At 43.5% G+C, this 18964-nt stretch carries 29 protein-coding genes and 2 pseudogenes; 5 read left to right on the top strand and 26 right to left on the bottom strand.

All coding sequences use genetic code 11. The features are described 5' to 3' along the window. Positions 1-31 precede the first annotated feature (31 nt). Positions 32-496, top strand: coding sequence for an acyl-CoA thioesterase (locus L4C44_RS02885; RefSeq protein ID WP_048658683.1), 465 nt, complete (start codon positions 32-34; stop codon positions 494-496). Positions 497-655: 159 nt separating this feature from the next. Here the strand turns inward: L4C44_RS02885 and L4C44_RS02880 are convergent, their stop codons facing one another. Then, positions 656-2911: a peptidase U32 family protein gene (locus tag L4C44_RS02880; RefSeq protein WP_146491524.1), complete on the bottom strand. Its 2256-nt coding sequence runs from the start codon at positions 2909-2911 to the stop codon at positions 656-658. 173 nt (positions 2912-3084) lie between these two features. Here L4C44_RS02880 and L4C44_RS02875 point away from each other — a divergent pair, with 173 nt between their 5' ends. Then, positions 3085-3675, top strand: coding sequence for a glutathione S-transferase (locus tag L4C44_RS02875; protein WP_261383460.1), 591 nt, complete (start codon positions 3085-3087; stop codon positions 3673-3675). Between the two features lie 203 nt (positions 3676-3878). Here the strand turns inward: L4C44_RS02875 and L4C44_RS02870 are convergent, their stop codons facing one another. The 3 genes from L4C44_RS02870 to L4C44_RS02860 are packed head-to-tail and all read right to left on the bottom strand — an operon-like array spanning position 3879 to position 4868. Further along, positions 3879-4328 (bottom strand): GyrI-like domain-containing protein, encoded by a 450-nt coding sequence (locus L4C44_RS02870; protein WP_146491522.1) that lies wholly within the window; start codon positions 4326-4328, stop codon positions 3879-3881. Between the two features lie 46 nt (positions 4329-4374). Continuing rightward, a complete protein-coding gene (locus L4C44_RS02865; RefSeq protein ID WP_136980905.1) occupies positions 4375-4608 on the bottom strand; it encodes a hypothetical protein in 234 nt (77 codons plus the stop codon). An 8-nt stretch (positions 4609-4616) separates the two neighbouring features. Beyond that, positions 4617-4868, bottom strand: a complete 252-nt coding sequence (locus tag L4C44_RS02860; RefSeq protein ID WP_146491521.1) for a Rho-binding antiterminator — start codon at positions 4866-4868, stop codon at positions 4617-4619. A gap of 205 nt (positions 4869-5073) precedes the next feature. Between L4C44_RS02860 and L4C44_RS02855 the strand changes: the two genes are divergently transcribed. After that, positions 5074-5442, top strand: coding sequence for a c-type cytochrome (locus tag L4C44_RS02855; protein ID WP_285954189.1), 369 nt, complete (start codon positions 5074-5076; stop codon positions 5440-5442). A gap of 115 nt (positions 5443-5557) precedes the next feature. Then, entirely contained in the window at positions 5558-6736 is a 1179-nt protein-coding gene (locus L4C44_RS02850) for a BamA/TamA family outer membrane protein (RefSeq protein ID WP_428804323.1), read from the top strand. Between the two features lie 82 nt (positions 6737-6818). On the opposite strand, the gene catB is transcribed toward L4C44_RS02850, so the two are convergent. The 4 genes from catB to L4C44_RS02830 form a co-directional block, all read right to left on the bottom strand. Next, positions 6819-7445: a type B chloramphenicol O-acetyltransferase gene (catB, locus tag L4C44_RS02845; protein ID WP_428804322.1), complete on the bottom strand. Its 627-nt coding sequence runs from the start codon at positions 7443-7445 to the stop codon at positions 6819-6821. A 121-nt stretch (positions 7446-7566) separates the two neighbouring features. Further along, the gene (locus tag L4C44_RS02840; RefSeq protein WP_428804321.1) at positions 7567-8298 is read right to left on the bottom strand and encodes a glucose 1-dehydrogenase; all 732 of its coding nucleotides are present in this window, start codon (positions 8296-8298) and stop codon (positions 7567-7569) included. A gap of 16 nt (positions 8299-8314) precedes the next feature. After that, a complete protein-coding gene (locus L4C44_RS02835; RefSeq protein ID WP_428804320.1) occupies positions 8315-8734 on the bottom strand; it encodes a nuclear transport factor 2 family protein in 420 nt (139 codons plus the stop codon). A 70-nt stretch (positions 8735-8804) separates the two neighbouring features. Next, positions 8805-9521: an HAD family hydrolase gene (locus L4C44_RS02830; protein WP_428804319.1), complete on the bottom strand. Its 717-nt coding sequence runs from the start codon at positions 9519-9521 to the stop codon at positions 8805-8807. Positions 9522-9776: 255 nt separating this feature from the next. Here L4C44_RS02830 and L4C44_RS02825 point away from each other — a divergent pair, with 255 nt between their 5' ends. After that, positions 9777-10109, top strand: coding sequence for a PBPRA1643 family SWIM/SEC-C metal-binding motif protein (locus tag L4C44_RS02825; RefSeq protein ID WP_017068336.1), 333 nt, complete (start codon positions 9777-9779; stop codon positions 10107-10109). 104 nt (positions 10110-10213) lie between these two features. Here the strand turns inward: L4C44_RS02825 and L4C44_RS02820 are convergent, their stop codons facing one another. The 18 genes and pseudogenes from L4C44_RS02820 to L4C44_RS02735 all read right to left on the bottom strand — a co-directional run bounded on the left by L4C44_RS02820 (position 10214) and on the right by L4C44_RS02735 (position 18940). Beyond that, positions 10214-10456, bottom strand: coding sequence for a hypothetical protein (locus tag L4C44_RS02820; protein ID WP_029235167.1), 243 nt, complete (start codon positions 10454-10456; stop codon positions 10214-10216). A 132-nt stretch (positions 10457-10588) separates the two neighbouring features. Further along, entirely contained in the window at positions 10589-11104 is a 516-nt protein-coding gene (locus L4C44_RS02815) for a P-loop NTPase family protein (RefSeq protein WP_428804318.1), read from the bottom strand. Positions 11105-11363: 259 nt separating this feature from the next. Next, entirely contained in the window at positions 11364-11822 is a 459-nt protein-coding gene (locus tag L4C44_RS02810; RefSeq protein ID WP_146491513.1) for a DUF302 domain-containing protein, read from the bottom strand. A 172-nt stretch (positions 11823-11994) separates the two neighbouring features. After that, entirely contained in the window at positions 11995-12576 is a 582-nt protein-coding gene (locus tag L4C44_RS02805) for an HD domain-containing protein (RefSeq protein ID WP_146491512.1), read from the bottom strand. A gap of 73 nt (positions 12577-12649) precedes the next feature. Beyond that, a pseudogene (locus tag L4C44_RS02800) lies at positions 12650-12772 on the bottom strand (GNAT family N-acetyltransferase); the annotation flags it as partial. A 1-nt stretch (position 12773) separates the two neighbouring features. Further along, entirely contained in the window at positions 12774-13190 is a 417-nt protein-coding gene (locus L4C44_RS02795; RefSeq protein ID WP_146491511.1) for a VOC family protein, read from the bottom strand. A gap of 47 nt (positions 13191-13237) precedes the next feature. Next, a complete protein-coding gene (locus L4C44_RS02790; RefSeq protein WP_146491510.1) occupies positions 13238-13708 on the bottom strand; it encodes a GNAT family N-acetyltransferase in 471 nt (156 codons plus the stop codon). A 35-nt stretch (positions 13709-13743) separates the two neighbouring features. Next, complete coding sequence (locus L4C44_RS02785; RefSeq protein ID WP_428804317.1) at positions 13744-14100, bottom strand: hypothetical protein; 357 nt, start codon at positions 14098-14100, stop codon at positions 13744-13746. Positions 14101-14189: 89 nt separating this feature from the next. Continuing rightward, on the bottom strand, positions 14190-14609 hold the full coding sequence (locus L4C44_RS02780; protein ID WP_146491508.1) for a GNAT family N-acetyltransferase: 420 nt from the start codon (positions 14607-14609) through the stop codon (positions 14190-14192). A 32-nt stretch (positions 14610-14641) separates the two neighbouring features. Further along, positions 14642-15049 carry a bleomycin resistance protein gene (locus tag L4C44_RS02775; RefSeq protein WP_146491507.1) on the bottom strand — a complete coding sequence of 136 codons (408 nt, stop codon included), beginning with the start codon at positions 15047-15049 and terminating at the stop codon, positions 14642-14644. A 49-nt stretch (positions 15050-15098) separates the two neighbouring features. Further along, entirely contained in the window at positions 15099-15512 is a 414-nt protein-coding gene (locus tag L4C44_RS02770) for a nucleotide triphosphate diphosphatase NUDT15 (protein ID WP_146491506.1), read from the bottom strand. A gap of 25 nt (positions 15513-15537) precedes the next feature. Beyond that, entirely contained in the window at positions 15538-16095 is a 558-nt protein-coding gene (locus tag L4C44_RS02765; protein ID WP_428804316.1) for a nucleotidyltransferase family protein, read from the bottom strand. A gap of 8 nt (positions 16096-16103) precedes the next feature. Continuing rightward, a pseudogene (locus L4C44_RS02760) lies at positions 16104-16210 on the bottom strand (MBL fold metallo-hydrolase); the annotation flags it as partial. Beyond that, positions 16207-16620 (bottom strand): GFA family protein, encoded by a 414-nt coding sequence (locus tag L4C44_RS02755; protein ID WP_327783856.1) that lies wholly within the window; start codon positions 16618-16620, stop codon positions 16207-16209. The pseudogene L4C44_RS02760 and the gene L4C44_RS02755, both read right to left, overlap by 4 nt. A gap of 315 nt (positions 16621-16935) precedes the next feature. Continuing rightward, complete coding sequence (locus tag L4C44_RS02750; RefSeq protein WP_146491503.1) at positions 16936-17544, bottom strand: sugar O-acetyltransferase; 609 nt, start codon at positions 17542-17544, stop codon at positions 16936-16938. 96 nt (positions 17545-17640) lie between these two features. Next, positions 17641-18015, bottom strand: coding sequence for a VOC family protein (locus L4C44_RS02745; protein ID WP_327783857.1), 375 nt, complete (start codon positions 18013-18015; stop codon positions 17641-17643). Between the two features lie 65 nt (positions 18016-18080). After that, positions 18081-18779 carry a pseudouridine synthase gene (locus tag L4C44_RS02740; protein WP_146491501.1) on the bottom strand — a complete coding sequence of 233 codons (699 nt, stop codon included), beginning with the start codon at positions 18777-18779 and terminating at the stop codon, positions 18081-18083. Further along, complete coding sequence (locus tag L4C44_RS02735; protein WP_017059212.1) at positions 18779-18940, bottom strand: hypothetical protein; 162 nt, start codon at positions 18938-18940, stop codon at positions 18779-18781. Before L4C44_RS02735 ends, L4C44_RS02740 begins: the two co-directional genes overlap by 1 nt. Between the last annotated feature and the right edge of the window lie 24 nt (positions 18941-18964).

Below are 18964 nucleotides of genomic sequence, written 5' to 3'. Positions count from 1 at the left end.
TTTTTATTCCAATAACAATAAGAGAGTTCGCATGGAAGCACTATTATCTGACTATCCGGTAGTAACAGAAATCCCTGTCGCTTGGGGAGAAATGGACGCACTCAATCACGTTAACAACGCCGTATATTTTCGCTATTTCGAAACCGCTCGCTTAGATTTTTTCAAGCACGTTGAGTTGATGGAAGAGATGGCGATTACCAAAGTTGGGCCTGTTCTTGGCGACACTTACTGTAAGTATTTCCGCCCAGTCACGTATCCAGATACGTTGATGATAGGCTCTCGTGTCACCGACATTCAAGACGACCGGTTTACCATGGAATACGCGATTGTCAGTAAGACTCAGCAGAAACTGACGACAATCGGTACCGCGACCATCGTTATGTTTGATTTTGCTTCGAACCAAAAAGCCCTGCTCTCACTCCGCTTAACCAACGAAATCGAAAAGATGAACACGTTGAAAAGCCCATGCTTCAAACAAGAAACAGTCACGGAATAACATATTCACTGATTCAGAATACTCAGATACAAAAAGGCCACTCGATTGAGTGGCCTTTTGTTTATTGGTTCAAAGTGCTTATAAGCGTTTAAGTCTTATAGACCATGAACGATCTTTGTCTTAAAAGCTATAGACCATGAACCCTATAAACCTTGCAGCTTATAGGCCTTGAACGTACTGCGCATTAGTACGAATCTCGACCATCTGCTCCAGGTTCTGTTGTGAACCTTCAACGCCGTTCAGTAGCGCTTCGAAGTGCTTGATAAGCTCTACTTTGTCTTGTACTTCTTTTGAACCTGCACCGATGTTGGTTAGGTCAATAAAGAACTCGTCGAACAGACCTGAGAAGTCAGTTACTGCGTCATGGTTTAAGAACTGCTCGTGGTTGTAAATACTTGGGTAGCCGCCCTTCTGTTTATCAACCGCGAAAGAGATGCCTTTCACGTTGGTAATCGTGGTCGCTTTCTCACACTTCAACATACAACCCGCTTCAATGCTTGGCTTATTACAACCTACAGTTCTTTGGAAGAAACACTGACGGCTGGTCATCATCAAGATTGGGTGGTAGATGCTGTAGAACAGTTTGAAGTTCTCTGGGCGACGAATATGACGAATCTGACCTTTATTGATCTCGTTCGAAATGAATGCGCCAGCACAGTTAAGCTCTTCTTTCAGAGTAACCAATGCGTGAGAGTTGGTTGTGTTCATGAACGGGCCAGCAACCCACTCGATACCCATCTCGTAAGCTTTGTAAGCAATACCCGTGTTGTTTGTCACGATGCGAGCAGGCTTAATTTCTTCAAGAATACGAACGGCTTCGTCGTAATCTTTACCGATCAATACCGCTGGGAACCAAGGAATCAAACGTGGGTTTGCTGCCAAGATGTCGATGTACTTGTTACAACGCTTCTTGAAACTTTCAGGCAGTTTGAAGTACACATCCGCGTCAGTCACATCACATAGGTGTAAGTCTTCTACATCAGCGATAAGCATAGACATAGTCGGCTTCTCGTTCACTTTAGGGTGCTCAGGCAATGCTGGCACTTCAACATGCTTAATCACTTCCACAGAGCCGTTCAGAATGAAGTCGATCTCGTCTTTCAGGTCTGACACTTCTTTTAGAGGAATCAACAAGCCCGCATCCACTTTACTGAAGTCGTGGCTTTCTAGCGTATGAACTGCACTCTTAACATTTTTGAATCGCTTCTCAAGTAGCTCTTGAGTAATAGCCTTCTCTTCAACCGCTTTCAATAGCGATTTAGATTGAAGGGTAAAGTTTTCTTTTGGCGTGTTCACGGTCACCGTAAATGGTTGACCCAATTTTGCGCTGAACGACAGTGCTACTGGTGTCTTGCGAATATCAAGGAACTCGATCTTTTCACGCATCTCGTTACCAAGAACGTCTTTCGCTTGGTGAAGTTCGTTGGTCACCTCTTGAATCTGTACCACTGAGATTTCGTTGTTCTGCTCCGTCGCTTTCTCAACAGCGTAGTTCATGCTGTTGTCGCGCGGGTTATCGATGAACATGTCTTTCGTTAGGTTGCCCTTTAGAAAAGAGTTGGTGAAATCACGGTTGAATACTTTGTGCAGGTTCGAATCGTCTTCGATCAACAAACCACTTTCTACAAAGCTATCAATCTGTTTACGCCATGTGTCTACCACGGTGTAAACGTAGTGTGCGCCTTTAATACGGCCTTCTACTTTCAATGAGTCAACTTTCGCATCAACCAATTCAGGTAGGTCGTAGTAAGCTGAGTTATCTTTCAGGTTGAGTGGGAACTTGTTGCCCGCGTTGGTGATTTCATATTCATCACGACACGCTTGGCTACAACGACCACGGTTACCTGAGTTACCCACACTTACTGAGCTTGAGTAACATTGACCTGAGAATGCGATACACAGAGCACCGTGTACGAACACTTCGGTTAATACATCGTGATCGTGTGCCACTTCCGTCAGCATCTTGATTTCAGGCAGGTTCAACTCACGAGATAAGTTAACGCGTGTTGCGCCAATCTTAGACAAAAACTTAATCTGGCCTTCGTTGTGCGTTGTTAACTGAGTCGACGCGTGAACGTCTAATGATGGGAAATGCTTCTTAACCAGGTTGAATAAACCCAAGTCTTGAACAATGATGCCATCCACTTTGGTGTTCACAAGCTGGTTCAGCAGTTTGGTGATGCTCTTAGTCTCGTGCTCCAGTAGCACAACGTTAAGAGTCAGGAACACTTCACAGCCGTATTCATGAGCAAGGCGAATCACACCATTCAATTCGTCTAACGATAGGTTAGAGGCTCTGTTACGAGCGTTGAATGTGTCTAAACCACAATAAACTGCATTAGCACCCGCTACGATGGCGGCTTTTATCGCTTCTACATCGCCACCTGGGGCTAATAACTCAATTTTTCTGCTCATTTTTGAAGTCGCTCACTTACTTATAATTTTTAAGCCGCGTATTCTACCCACATCACGATCTCTTTACCACCGTACAACACTTTTCAAACTAAATGACCTCAATAATGCCGAACGAATCCGACCTACCTATCCTCTACTCTTTGCGCCGCTGCCCTTATGCAATGCGCGGACGAATGGGCATCGCACTATCACAGCAAAAAGTGTTACTTCGAGAAATCGTTACCAAAGACAAACCTAGCGAACTATTGGCCAGTTCGCCAAAAGGCACTGTTCCTGTATTGGTTTTACCGAATGGACAAATCATTGAACAAAGCATAGAAGTGATGAACTGGGCACTTCAACAAAATGATCCTCAAGATCTTCTACGCTCCAACAATCCAACACTTAGCGAGCAAGTCCAACAGCTGATTAAAACCAACGATGATGACTTTATTGGTCACTTAGAAAAGTACCGTGCGTCTGTTCGTTACCGAAACATCGATGTAGAGCAACGTCGACACGCTTGCGAAGTGTTTATCTCAGAACTAGAAAGTAAACTCGCTCAACACGAGTACCTGTTTGGCGATACACCTAGCCTAGCCGACTTTGCTGTTATGCCGTTTGTTAGCCAGTTCGTACGAGTCGAAAAAAAATGGTTTGTGCAATCTGAATATCAAAACGTAGGACATTGGTTAAGAGCCCACCTAGACAGCAAGCTCTACACCCAAGTTATGAAGCAATACCCTTTGTGGAATGAAACTAAGCAAGATTGTGTTTTTGGGTGACTTAAGGGTATTTGGGGTGCTCTAGGGGAATTCAGGGTTAGATAAAGCGTAAGTATTAAGGTAATTACGTGACACTGTATCTTCTTTGTAATGAACAGATATTCAAAGGCTTAACTGGGTCTCCTCTGTCTCTCTACCGGTAACTACTGTCTCTTAACTAGCCACCACAGTCTAAGCTAAGCCTTTTGTTCATTTTAAATTGATCACTGAATCGCAATCGAAATTTCTACTTCAGTTTCACCTTTGTAAAATTCGAAATCTGTTGTGTAAGTTCGAACATGTGGGCAGTCTGCAGCATTGAAATACGCCCACACTTCACCCCATAGGTCGATCACAGCTTGTGGTAATTGACCCTCAGCAGAAAACGTTAAGTACTTGCCCGCCTCTATTTCGGTTTCTACAAGCGCATCTAAATTCTGATCTGCAAGTGCGTTGGTACACGCGATAACATCAAACTCGCCCGTAAAGTCAGACTGGTAATTGGTGTAGACGCCATACACTTTTGAATCCGGCGTTAATTTCGGAAACGCTTGGTCAAAGAAGCCCTGCCACAATTGGCCTATCTTGGCTGTTGCTGGTTCCATCTCATTGGTATTGGTGGTTCTTACTGAAAAACCATATGCCTTTACGGCTTCAATCATTTGTACTTTCATTTGTTTTTCCTAAGCCAATTGACGCTGTAATTCTGTTAGATCTTAACTAATCTTGTATCTCTTTATGACCACACTTTTCGCAGACAAGATGACGAGAAAACTCATCCATTGACGCGATAAACGGACCGAGGAACCAACCTTTAATCACGCCTGCCCAAAACTCGCTGCGCTTTTGGTTGGGTTTGTCTGCAAATGCACTCGTCTTTCTAACCAACACAACAACGTGTTGTGTGTCTTCTCGGCACGCGGTGCAATAGCATTGCTCTATCGTGTTATTCATTTGACAACCTATGACGTTTTGAATGAAATCTGCTGAAAATGAGGATTATCGACACAGACTTCTAGTGTGGAAAGATCAGTGAGTACGACGAGTTGTTCCGAACCGTGAATACTGACCTTAATACACTCTTCACGGCTGTCATTGCGTTGAGTATCTAACCCGACGCATTCAATCTGCTCGCCAGATTTCAGAGTTAACTTGATTGGGTATCGGTGCATACACACAATCTCAATATAATCGTAATCGTTGCAACTAATCATAATACCCCTCCAATTCATCCACCACGCTAATGCGACACGCCATACTATGCAATATGCATATAATCAATCATTTACCTAAATCACATGATGGTCACCCGTAACCAAACCTGCTTTGAATTCGGGATAATCAAGCTATCTCATTCACGTTTCTTCTACTCACACCTGCTTATTCTTTCATTGTTAAATAATAATCGAGAATAGAACAATGAAAACCATGAACCATATACACGTGTTAGCTTTCTTGGGTTTAGTCGCTTCAATGATAGCCTTTAATGCGAGTGCAGCCTCAGAAGTCGACGCGAGTCACTTCGCCAATGGCAAAACCAAGTATCGACAGCTTTGTCAGGTGTGTCATGGCGACAAAGGTCACGGAAACGGGCCTACTGCCGCTTCGTTACCACACAAGCCCGCTAACATCGCTAATAAACTAAGCGGCTTTTTTACCAGTCCAAGTTCTTTGGCGGATGACATTTTAGAAGGCGATGTAGAACAAGGTATGCCAGCATGGCAAGGCGTTATCACAAAGCAAGATGCTCTGGATATTCTGACGTACGTAGAGCTAATCCAAAAGTAAACGGTGTTCCAATCGCCTTTTGAACAGATATCTCGGTTAATACTCCCCGTTCTATTGCGCTAACTATTTGATTGATTACACTCAATTTAATAGATAGTGAATAATACGGAATGTTATGACCTTTAAACCCCTAGCACTAAGTAGCCTGATACTTGTTTCTACGACGACCCACGCCGTCAGCTTTATCGATGAAATTGATGGTCAACTCGATATGGGAGAATACCTCGCAGAAAATGCCTATGGTTTTCTTCCTGTCCCAATTCTCATTACAGAGCCTGCGGTAGGATATGGTGGCGGCTTCACCGGCATCTTCATGCACGAATCTGACGAACAAAAAAACACGCGTAAACAACTCGCCGAAAAATCCATCGATGGCGGCGCGCAGCTTCTTACCCCTGCAATCACTGCGGTTGGCGGTTTTGCAACAGAGAATGGCACTTGGATGGCGTTTGTTGGTCACAAGCGCAGTTGGAAGGAAGATTCAATACGCTACCTTGGTGGCTTAGGTTATGGCGATATCAACATGACCTTCTATCGACAAAGCTCATCGAATGCTCTGCTTCCACTCGATCCAAACGAAGGTGTTGAGCTAGGACTCAAGGGCATGGGCGGGATACAGAAACTCCAATTTAGAGTACCCGACTCCCAATGGTTACTGGGGTTTTCTCAGCAGTTTTTTGCACCCACTCTTTCACTTAATAACCACCCCAAAGCACAAGAAATCTTAAACAACATTGGCAACACGTCACCGACCTCTTCCGGTTTGGGTCTAATCGCTGAATACGACAGCAAGAACAGCTTCTTGAATCCGACGCAAGGCTACAACTATGTCGCGGAATACCTTTGGTTTGGTGATGCGATTGGCAGTGACTACACCTACCAAACGTTTAATGTGGAAGGGCTGAACTATTGGGAGTTAAACAAGGAGTGGAACCTAGCATTGCGAGGACAGTACAAATCATTGTCGACCAATGAACGAGTGCTTTCTCCTCAATATTACCCAGACATTGAACTGAGAGGTATCGCCCGTAATCGTTATCAAGGTGAACACACCGTCGCGGCAGAAGTTCAAGTAAGCAAACAATGGACACCACGTTGGTCAACCGCGGTGTTTACGGGAATTGGCTATGCAGGTGACAGCGATAAAAACATGTTTGATCAAAGCTCTCACGCGGCTTACGGCGTCGGTTTCCGTTACCTTATCGCAAGACGCTATGGTCTTATTTCAGGCATTGATATTGCGTTCAGTGAAGAAGATACCGCCCTCTACTTCCAAGTCGGTGCGGGTATCTAATTCATTACGCTGTGCTTACCCGATAAATCAAAGCGATAAACCAAAGCAGTAACGATGAGACAAAGCGCTCCGGTCACAATAATTACTTGAATGCTTTCCAATATTGGTAAAGCCCATTGATATCTGAAGAACACATCAACGACATTGCGCCTTTGATCTGTTCTTCGCTCCACGCCCACCATTTCATTGCTAGTAACTGAGCGATTTCAGTTTCATTGAAACGATAACGGATGTGACGCGCTGGGTTTGAACCAACAATCGAGTATGGTGCGACGTCTTTAGTCACAACCGCTCGACTTGCGATGATGGCTCCGTCACCGACCTTAACACCACTCATGATCATGGCTTCTGTGCCAATCCAAACATCGTTACCAATCACGGTATCACCAGAGTGTTCATAGCCGTCTATCGCACCTTCAAACTTCTCGTCGTCTTGATAGAAGAATGGGAAAGTACTCACCCACTGGTTTTGGTGACCTTGGTTGCCGGCCATCATAAACACGGCGCCAGAGCCAATCGAGCAATAACTGCCAATGATCAGTTTATCGATGTCTGATCTATCCGGTAATAGGTAGCGCGCACAGTCATCAAAGCTGTGGTTATGGTAGTAACCCGAGTAATAGCTGTGCTCGCCCACAATAATGTTTGGGTTGGTCACTTGTTCTTTGAGTGACTTACCAACAAACGGACTTTCAAAATAGTTTTTCATGTTTGTACTCTTAGTTTCGTTCTTTTAGTTAGGTACTTTTGTTGCGTATTGCGTATTGCGTATTGCGTATTGCGTATTGCGTATTGTAACTGATTTACCTTAATTTGAAGACCAATACGCCCTATCGACCGCCAGCAATATCAATAAACGAGCCGGTTACATACGAAGCTTCATCAGATAATAACCAAACGATAGAGTTCGCTACTTCTTCTGGTGTGCCACCTCGTTGTAATGGTAGCTGCGAAGCTAGTCTGTCTACGCGATCTGGCTCTCCGCCGTCTGCGTGCATCTCAGTGTAAATACAACCCGGCCTTACACCGTTAACGCGAATATTACGTGCAGCCAGTTCAAGAGATAAGCCTTTGGTCAGTGAATCCATCGCGCCTTTCGATGCTGCGTAATCCACATACTCAAACGGTGCGCCTGTGCGAGAAGCGGCAGACGATACATTCACAATCGAACCTGCACCATCAGCTTGTTTGATAAAGGCTTTACTGCACAGAAAGCAGCTTGATACGTTGGACTTCATCACCTTTTCAAAGCGATCCAATTCGATGTCAACTAATGGTGACTGGGTAAACAAAATCCCGGCATTATTGACCAAGTGGGTCACTGGGCCTAGCTTGTTACGAGCAATCTCGAATAAGGATTTCACATCCGATTCAACAGACACATCCGCACGCACGCTTATCGCGGTTCCGCCCTGCTCACGAATCTCATTCACTAGGTCTTCAGCTCGCGACTCATTGTGTATGAAGTTAACGCATACGGCATAGCCTTTAGTGGCCAACAATCTAGACGTCGCTGCGCCAATGCCTCGGCTTCCGCCGGTTACAATCACTACCTTGCTCAATGAAACCTCCTAATACTTACTTATTCGATGCAACCTGATTATTCGATATAAGCTGATTGCTCGATACTACCTTAACCCACTGCGATCGCCACGCCGGCGCTTCGAATGGGTCTGGCCAAAACTCAGTTTGCTTTTGAATTAAACCATCAACGACCGTGTGAAAGGTGATCACTCGGTCTTTCAATACACTATCTGTAACTGAAACGTCCGTTACTACGGTATCACCTTCACAGACAATCGAATTGAGCGTGAACTCCCAAACACCATTGGCTGGGTATTCAGAGTTGATTGCCTTGAAGTTGGCACGCCCTACCGTCAATTCAGACGACTGGGGCCAATAGCCTTCAAAATCTGCGGCTAGCCATTCACTTGCCTTTGCAAAATCATTACTGCGCATTGCATCCCAAAATCCTAATACCACTTGTTTTGGTGTCATCACTCTTCCTTAAAGTCATTCACGTTTGGTGATTTTTAAGTTTACTGCTTCGTTATGCATACTTGGCTTTCTATGCGTACTTGCTAATGATCGTTAAAAGATCATCGACACTGTTCGCAATGTAATCGGGCTTGGTTTGCCAATTTTCAGGCTCAGATCGGCTATAACCTGCGGCCACGGCAATCACTTTTGCGCTCTTACCCAGTGCAGATTCAATGTTACGAGCAAATTGTGTGTCCGCTTCATGGTCACCGATATACATCAAACAAAGCTCATTAGCTTGTTCTGCTCCAAATATGTTCTCAACACATTTCACACCACCAAACGGGTGTGGTTTTTGGTTGCCATTAGAGACATCGTCATAACCCACTACCGATTTAAACAAATCGCCAATGCCATAACTGTCGAGCACGGCGCGAATGTTCAATTGAGAGTTTTGAGAGCAGATTCCATGAGGAAGATGAGCAAACTGATTGACCACCGTTTCCATGCCGTCAAACAAAGCTACGGCTGTTTGGTTTTTCTCTTGATACTCTGCCCACATTCCACCAGCGATCAACATTTCGTCATGGGATAAGCCGTAGTAGTCGACATATAAGGCTTGCCAGTTTTTAGCGCCGTGGTTGGCTTCATGATAAAGCGCTTCGCTGAGCAGATATTTAGGTAAGTTATCACCTGACAAGTGTGGTGCGACCAAAGAGATAATGTCTTTTGTGATTGCAATATTTTTGGGAACAGAATTGACTAAGGTTCCATCGTAATCCCACAGGATGGCATCTAACTTCATACACTATCTCTTTGTTTAAATTGACGATTTGAATTTATCACTCAAAACCCTATTGAGGGAAACCTTATTGTCTTAAATTTCAAAATTTGTCTAATAGGAACAGAGCTAGAGAACAAATCGTTGCTAGAAAACAAAAACCAAACAGCCTTTACTCACATCACTGCTTTATCAATTGCAATATATGCGTATAATCCCCGCTCCATTGCGCTATCGCCGTTAAAAATAGCGCCATTCAACATTTTTAATGAGTACCCAATGTCGAAACTATTTTTCAAAGGCCGTATCGAAACAAGACAGAACCACGTTCTTGCTGGCTACAACGTAAACCGCGATGTAAAAGCGGGTACTGAAGAATCTCCAATCGCAGTAATGGTTCAAACTGAAGCGCGCAAAGCAGAAGTTGAAGCACTAGCCGCTGAAAATACTATCTTCGTTACCGTTACAGTCGACGCAGACAAAGAAGAGAACACCATCGAGCTTGATACTCTACTAAACAAGCCAAAAACGATGACGTTTGAAAAGACCCCTAACCGTAACGACCCGTGTTCTTGCGGTAGCGGTAAGAAATACAAGAAGTGTTGTGCATAAGGCTTCTTACTCAAACTGCCAATAGCACGATGAGTTAAGCAATACCTAACGGGAAGATCATTGAGGTCTTCCCGTTTTTATTTGCCTAAGCCAAACTCACAAACTCAGTCTAGGTTGTCTGGTGTATTCAGATATGTTCCACACTGGGTACATTTGTAATCACCTGTCGCGCCCGAACCTGTTACACCAAAAGATAGAAACTCCGATAAAATTCGTTGGAGTAAGCTCGGTTCTTTATCTTCAGCTTGTGGTGCCTTTTGCACTTGGCTACTGAACATCGTGTACCTATGCAGTGTAAGTTCCTTACAGTTACAGCAGAACGCTCTCGTCTTCTCACTTCCATACATAATATCTATAGCCTTAACTCAAAGCACAAATTCAACATATGGCAAATATGCCATATGTTGAATTAAATCTAAATATTTTCATGAAGTTATGAGCAAATTAAAGCGTTTCAAAGAAAGGTAAGCTCTCACCTGTTAAGTGACGTTTTGGCGGACAAAGTTATTCAATTCACTCACGCTTCTGATGATGTGAACCTCTTTCTCTTTTGCGCGTAATTCTAACCGTAGTCTAAAGTCGTCATTCCAAAATTTCGGGCACAATTTTAGTGTCTTATAACTTTGTATCGTGCCTTTTATCACTGAACTTCCATCAGGCCAGCCTTCAGGTTTAATGAGCAACCCTTTGAGCATTCTCTTGGTAACAAACCAGTAGCTAATTGGATAAGGAAGGTCGATATAAACCAAAGTATCTGCCGCGTCTAAGCGCTTGTTAAACGAGTCTAGCGGGCCAAAGCCATCGATGATCCAGCTGTCGGAACGCAGTATGCTCTCGTGTGCTTGTTCAAACTCAGCACTGTCAACGAACTCACCATTCGCCTTGTAAACGATGGAGTCTAGCTCGTGAAGCTCTAAGCCAGTCGCAGCTGCGAGTGCCTTACTTACGGTAGATTTGCCACTACCAGGCTTACCAAATACCGCTACTTTCTTCATATAACTTCCTTCTTTGAGATAAAACCCATAAGGCAGATACGAAAAACCCACCTCACGGGTGGGTTCGATAAATAAAACGCATCCAAAAACCCACCATTCCTAAGGAATGATGATAATTCGTTGGTTAGATGGCGCTAAATTCAGTTTCATATAACTACTTTTATATATTGTTGTTTAGTTGTCAACACACTGACTAGTAAGCAATATCATCGTCATATTGCACCCATTAATAAGCTTAATGAGTACTTATTGGACTTTGCTATTTCGCTTTCGCCACTGTCGCTTCTGATAGCTTGCTTAGTACACCAGATATTTTCTTAACTACCTCGTCACAGCCATTAATCGCGTGACGCTCTACCAAGTAATTAGGATCGTTGTAAGACAACCATACTTTCTTATTAGAATCCTCTGTGACTAGCACCTTCTGCGGTAAATCTATCGCGACTTCTTGAGCACATTGCATTAATGGTGTGCCTACTTTTGGATTACCGAAAATAATAACCTCGGTTGGTCTAAGTTCGAGATCAACGTTACTCGCGTTTTTCTGATGGTCAATTCTCGCAAACAATGTCAGGCCTTTGCTTTTCGCTATCTCTTCAAAGCGGTCGGCTGTCTCTTTCACTGAATAATTACTTTGGTACTTTATCAAACCGTCAGAAGCGGCGACTGAAAAGGATGCCGAAAGTAAAATAGCGCATAGGGGTAGTAGTTTTTTCATTGTTACCTCTGAGATTTAACCTAGTAAAGCTTACATTCATAGCGCCACTTATAGAGGAAGCGACGTAACCAACCTCAGTATAGACATGTTCCCATTCTCAGTTTGCAGAGAGGATCACTTTTCTAATGCGTCTTATTATCGCTATGTGTTCTTATTTTATCTCCGAGCAGCTCTACTTGAGTAATCCCTGCTCCGCAGCCCCTTCAAGTTGCACTTCTAGCTCTTTCCATAGAGCACGACTGCCTTTAAAAATACGCTCGCCATTAAAGGTCATTACCTTATCTTTGGATATGTTGTGCTTCTTCCAGCTGTGACCGCCTCCATGGATGTTATGAAGTAAAGGGGGCACTCTATCAATCGCTTTACCAAATCGAGCTTCTGGTGACTCTCCCGCTTCGAATTCAAGCCATAGTTCTAAATACTCGGTTCTTAAATGGCTAGGTAATGACTTAAGCAAGCGCTCAACGCAGCTTCTCTCTTTGAGTTTGTTTTCTTCGGTCTCACTGGCGTAAATGATCGTGTCGCCTGCGTCGATTTCCCCTAGGTCATGAATCAAAAGCATCTTCATCACTCGCGTAATATCGATTTCTTCGTTGGCATAGTCTTTCAACATAAGCGCGCTTAAACAGACGTGCCAACTGTGCTCAGCCGAATTTTCATATCGATCCAATCCAACCGGTTTTGTTTGTCGATAAACATCCTTTAGCTTTTCGATTTCAGCCATGAATTGAAGAATGCCTTTAATGTCTTCCACGATGGTCTTCCTTGAGTTGAGTTGAGTTGATGAGTTTAGATAGGTAAATGGTTAGCGCAATCAGCCAGAGTCATTAACCCCATTGAACCGCCATTTTGTAATAAGAGACACCCGATTTTTCGAATTCACTTCCCTCAATCGCCATCCCAAACCTTCGATAAAAACCTAGAGCAGAGGTTCGAGCGTCACACCAAAATCTACCTGTTAGCCATTGGATGCTCAGGGTTTAACTGAAGTAGATCCCATAAGTTACCGTAAAGGTCTTCAAACACAGCAACGGTACCATAGTCTTGCTCTTTAGGCTCTCGGACAAAGTTAATGCCCAAAGACGTCATACGTTCGTAATCACGCCAGAAATCATCGGTGTTTAAGAAGAGGAATACTCGTCCACCAGCTTGGTTACCAATAAAATCGAGTTGTTCTGGCTTGGATGCTCTAGCAAGTAACAAGCTCACACCGCTTGAATTTGGTGGAGCAACGACAACCCAGCGCTTATCTTCTTCCGGTAGGTAGGTGTCTTCGATGAGATCAAACTTAAGCTTGGTAACATAGAAATCGAGGGCTTCGTCGTAGTCTTTTACGACCAGCGCAATATGGACAATATTCTGTTTCATAACATACCTTGTTGGGGTTTTAACTCAGTGGAAACTGTTTCATGTTACTAAGCAATTCGCCCACACATGATAAATTGCGGACCTGCTGCGCCACCTAAATACTGTTCATTAGTATCTTCGAAGCCACCTTTCTTATAACAGTGAAATGCTGCGGGATTTTTGCAATTCACAGTTAAGTAAATCGACTCATACGCTGAGTAGTTCGCTTTTAAATATGGAAACAAAGCTTTGACCGTGCCTGTTCCTAAACCTTTACCTTGCTGGTTTTTATCAAGCACAAAAGCTCTTAACCCAATGCTTCCTTCAGGGCAAAATTCATAGTGATCCGCGTAAGCGATATCCAGCTTAAAGAAACCAACAACTTCGTTATCAAACTTAATCACATGTAAGTGCGTAGTTTCACTGCCGTCTAATAAAAACTCTGCTGCTGTGCCAGCGAACTTGACCTGTTCATCGGCTAATTGGATGGCCTGAACTAACGCCACATGTGACTCTTCAAGCCTTTCGATAGTTATCATTGTTCTTTCCTCTATATAACACGCACAAAAACCGACTAGAGCTCATCGCTAGTATCTCGAGAACCGTAGTTTGGGAAGTTGATATTAAGAACGTTATCGTCCTCAAGTGTGAATAGAACACTTCCATTCTCTGCGCCAGTTTCGTTCCTATCCGAACAACCTAGAAACAGCTCCCAGTCAAACGAATATTGAAGTCGGTATTGATTCGCATTGATATGTAGAACGTCTTTGATTTTAATACCGTTCACCACATGTGCCATATCATCGATGTATGACAGGTCTGGGATTAACTTTCCTTCGAAATCACTTTTATGCTTGGTCAAGAAGTTGAGCAGAACAGAACATAACTCAGAGCCATGAACCAATGGTTTAGACAGACTAGAAAACAACATTTCTAAATACTCCAAGGATTGTTTTGATATTGGAGTGTACTCGAATGTTTACCATTCTACTCTCCTTGTATATACGGGGTCTTTAATTGCTACTTTTTGACAAGCGACTTGGTAAGAAACGATAGCGAGGAATCTACAGGGTAATTTTCTAACACCATCTGACATTCATACCCTCGTTTCTCATAGAAAGGCTTCGCTTGGAAACTTAATGTATCGACCAGTGACAACGTACAGCCTTGAGACTGTGCGTACTCTTCAATACGTTCAAGCAGCTCACTGCCGACTTGCTTTCCTCTCATCGAATCATCGACCCAGAGGAACTTAATCAGTAACCAGTTTCCCCAAAGGTCAGCGATAATGCCACCGACTTTGTTGCCTTCCTCCATCGCGTAGTACGCAGCTTGAGACTTGGGGATCCCTTCCAGAAACGGTGTGTTGTGTTTGATTAATCCACCTCTGACTTCATTAATGTCGTCATCAGAAGGCTCGATATCTAATTTATATTTCATTGACTTCCTATCTTTGGATTAACAGCTTATATCTAACTAATATCTTGGCAGAACCTAAAGAGATAACCGTCTGGGGTTTGAACAATGAATTGCTTCTGAGTCGCGATCGAGTCTCCACATTGATAAGACTTCGACTCTAACGCTAAGTAAATAGAATCAGCGCCGCTTTCGTTTACTCTCTGATAAAGAGGTTCGATGTCGATAACATCCCATTGAAAGTTAACACCACGCCCTAAAGGTAACTCCAGATCACCCGATAGCCATTTTCGACTTTTGCCCGCAATCCCTTCAAGCATCACATCAACACCATCAAGCGTTAGATACACAAACTCCTCATCTGGGCGCTCATATTTCACTTCAAACCCTAACACATCGACAAAGAAGTATTTGCTCACATTAATATCGAAACAATAAAGCTCTGGAACTATTCGTAACGTCATCATTGATCCTTTAGTCATTCAATTAGAGATATGAGAAGAATCTGTTTTACTAAGCTAGCTTCCCAAGGATGGCCGGATCGCTCAACAGATTCGTCAGAGGAAGAAACAATGGCTCAGGTAACTCATTTAACTTAAACCATTTCCATTGCTTGCATTTATCAGGTTCTGTTATCTGCGGTTCGCCGCTAGCGTCAGAAGCAACAACAAACAGCGTTATATAATGCTTGTTCTCTTTCTCAAAAATATCATTGGTGAAAGACAGCTTCTCAAATGTACTAACAACTAAGCCAGTCTCTTCGAGTGTTTCGCGTTTTGCACACTCTTCAATGCTCTCACCCCATTCAAGGTGTCCGCCCGGGGTTGCCCAAGTATGAGCCCCATGAGAACCAATTCGTTCTCCAAGTAGCACTCGTCCTTCACGTAGAATAACCGCAGCGACACCTACTCTTACTTCCTGACTCACTTAAAACTCCTTAATACTCTATCGTTTAATCCCAAGTGAGCACTTTGACTTGCTGCCATCGAGCCTTATAACCAGCGGTCATTTTGTTATAGTTCACTTCTGTCATTGCTCGCTTATTCGGTTTAATCAACATATCAAACGCATCCTCTACACCGTATGGTGTAAACAACTTGATATCTCCTGAATCATCCAAAGTAAACCCGATAGCAAACGCAGAAAGCCAAGACTCGATACCTTGTTCAACACAATCGTAGGGGTGAATTAAGCAACCGAACTTCTTAGCGTAACGCTCGTGAATGGTCGCTTGGTTCTTTACGTCCACGTCGACACAATGACTTAACCGTGAACGAATGCGGATTTTGAACTCATCTTCAGTAATTACTGAGGCATTATTGAAATAGACTACATCGAAGTCTTTAACTTGCTCTAGAAGCGGTTTGTTTTCGATATCATTCCAGATCATTTGAGTGATAGCGCCGCCTGCAATATAGAAGTTTGGCAAACCCACTCCACGACATACATTGGCTGTTTCAATTAACTCAGGAACTTGTTGAATGAGGTTCTTTAGTTTTTGTTTATTCATCGTGAACTATCAACGTCCAGTAATGGCGCACTTTTACAAGCGTATCGCCACTTCCCATATCGAATGAGATCTTTAGCGCCTCAGTTTCAATATGAAGTGACAGCCCAGTGCTTACTCTCCACTTTCAAAGTGGGCAAATACTTCCGCACCAGTCATATTTTGTGTTTCATTTTTAAATTCGTAGTATTCAGGCTTTTCATCGATGAATATCTGATGTGTTAGCTTGTAGTCATCCTCTGACATCAATAACCCGATAGGAAGGTGGTACTGATTATTTGGTACCAAATAGTAGAACAAATGAGTGCCACATTTGCCGCAGAAGCCTCTTTCCGCCCAATCTGATGACTTATATCTCACTACATTTGACTCACCTGATATTTTAACTGAATCAGCACAATCAATGACTAACATCGGACCGCCAGACCAATTTCTACACATACTACAATGACAAGCCCCTAATTCATTACTGGCGTATTCTACTTCCAACTCAACCGAGCCACATAGACACTTTCCTTTACCTTTCATGAGTCCTCCAATCTTTGCAATGTGTGTAAAATTAATAGCGGATAACGCTTTTTATACCGATGACTTAATAAGAAAGGCTATTTTTTGTTTCCCTTCTCCGACAGATACGCGGCATACTTTTTAGAGATCCATTTATGTATATGAAGCCCTGTTTTACGAACAAGATACCAATCTATAGCAGCTAGAATCACCAGACCGATTACAGTTCCCATTATAAAACCTCCATGCTCATTGAACTGTCACTCTACCAAATTGTTCAAGCCATTGCATAACAATGGCTTATGTCACAGCTAATTTCAGGCGTGTCAAAATTGCTTACTTTAGTTCATCTGGAATGCGGCGTTCTTTGTGATAATACTCTCGGTCGCGTTCGTTGATTTCGCGTACCACACGGCATGGATTACCGACTGCTACTACATTGGCTGGGATGTCTTTAGTGACAATGCTGCCCGCACCTATTACTGAGTTTTCACCGATGGTGACGCCAGGAAGTACAACCGTGTGCGCACCAAGCCATACGTTGTTGCCGATGCGAACAGGAACATTGAACTGCGCGGCTTTTAGCCTGAGTTCCGGGCTGATAGGATGCGTGCCAGTGGCAATGGTCACGTTAGGCGCAATCATCACGTTATCGCCGATGAATACGTCTGTGTCGTCAACAAGAGTGAGGTTGAAGTTCACGTATACGTTGTTGCCTAGGTGCGTGTGACGCCCCCAGTTCGCATGTAACGGTGGTTCTATGTAGCAGCCCTCACCGACTTCGGCGAACAGCTGCTTCATGATTTGTTGGCGTTTGTCACCTTCACTCGGGCGAGTGTGGTTGAAATCGTAAAGCACTTCTAAGCATTGTGTTTGCTCAGCGACCAGATCAACGTCGTCACAATAGTAAACGTCTTGGCTGTGCATTTTAGCCTTTATATCCATGTTTGAACCTATTTGATCATTGCCTTATGTCGGCATAAATAAAGAAACAGATGGATAATTTGAAGTTTTCACTGGCCTTAATACAAGTTGGATGAATTAGTGCGGCCTGATGTTTTCAGCCACACGCCATAGCACACCACTTGGGTCAGTGATACAAAACTCAAGCATTCCCCAAGGCTGCTCAACTACCTCGGAAACGGTAACTTCAAATTCCGACACTACATTAGAGTTTTGGATGTGTTGATACCAACTTTTTACGTCTTCGACCAGCAAGTGCATCATGTAATTGTGACAGTGCGCAGGTTCATAAAAATTTTGTAGAAGGAATGCACAACTGCCGTGTCGCAGATAGGCGATGTCGTGAAATTCAGACATCACTTCAAAGCCAATTGATTGGTAAAATCGCTTAGATAGTTCGAAGTCTTTAGCGGGCACGAAAGACTTAATTTCTGAGACTTTGAGGTTTTCCATCTTACATCCTTATAGTGTTGATGTTCTGGTGCTGACACGCTTAACGCTTTAAGTGGTTACGGCGTTTATTCAGAGCCTTGCTGAAATGAGTCGACTTCGGCTTGGGTTAAATAACGCCACTGACCTGCTTCAACATCTAAACGCACATCACCAATCTGTTCACGGTGAAGACCAACAACTCGGTTACCTACCGCAGCAAACATTCGTTTCACTTGATGAAACTTGCCTTCAGTTATGGTCAACAGCACTTCTTTACTGGTAATCACTTCAAGCTCTGCCGGACGCGTCAGATTTTGTTCGCCCTGCAATTTAACGCCCGCTTTGAACTTGTCAGCGACATCGTCTTTGATATCTCGTGACAATGTCACGCGGTATACCTTCTTACATGACTTGGTTGGCAGCGTGATATTGAATGACCATCGCCCATCATCGGTAATCAAAACTAAGCCTGTAGTGTCTGCATCTAAGCGCCCTGCGATGTGCAGTTCTGATGCTTTGTCTATCTCGATGTAGTTGAACAATGAAGGATAAACTTCATCGATATTAGAGCAGATAGTACCCGCAGGCTTGTGCATTAAGAGGTATCGAAATTCTCGCAACTTAAGCGGAGTGCCATTTAACAAGATGGTGTTGCTTTCATGAACCTGAGTCGATTCATCGGTAACCGTCTCGCTGTTTACGTCGACCTCACCATTTTGTATGCGTTCAATCGCTTCAGGCTTAGTTAGGTCAGTGCTTTTACATAGGTATTTATCAAGGCGCATTAATCGTCGGCACCACATTTAGCACAAGGCTTGTACGTTCGTTCACCTTGTTCGATAACCACATAATCACCAACGCACTTGTCACATAAAGCGAGCTTTGGGTAAGCCTCTTTTTGTTTCTTTGCGTTGATGTTGCCTTCGGTGGTATATACGGTTCTCATTTTGACGCCTTTGTTTGAATAACG

Source organism: Vibrio satsumensis, from assembly GCF_050337435.1.
Taxonomy (GTDB): Bacteria; Pseudomonadota; Gammaproteobacteria; order Enterobacterales; family Vibrionaceae; genus Vibrio; species Vibrio satsumensis.
Note: the sequence above shows the minus strand (reverse complement) of the source record. Positions and strands in the feature narration are given on the sequence as shown.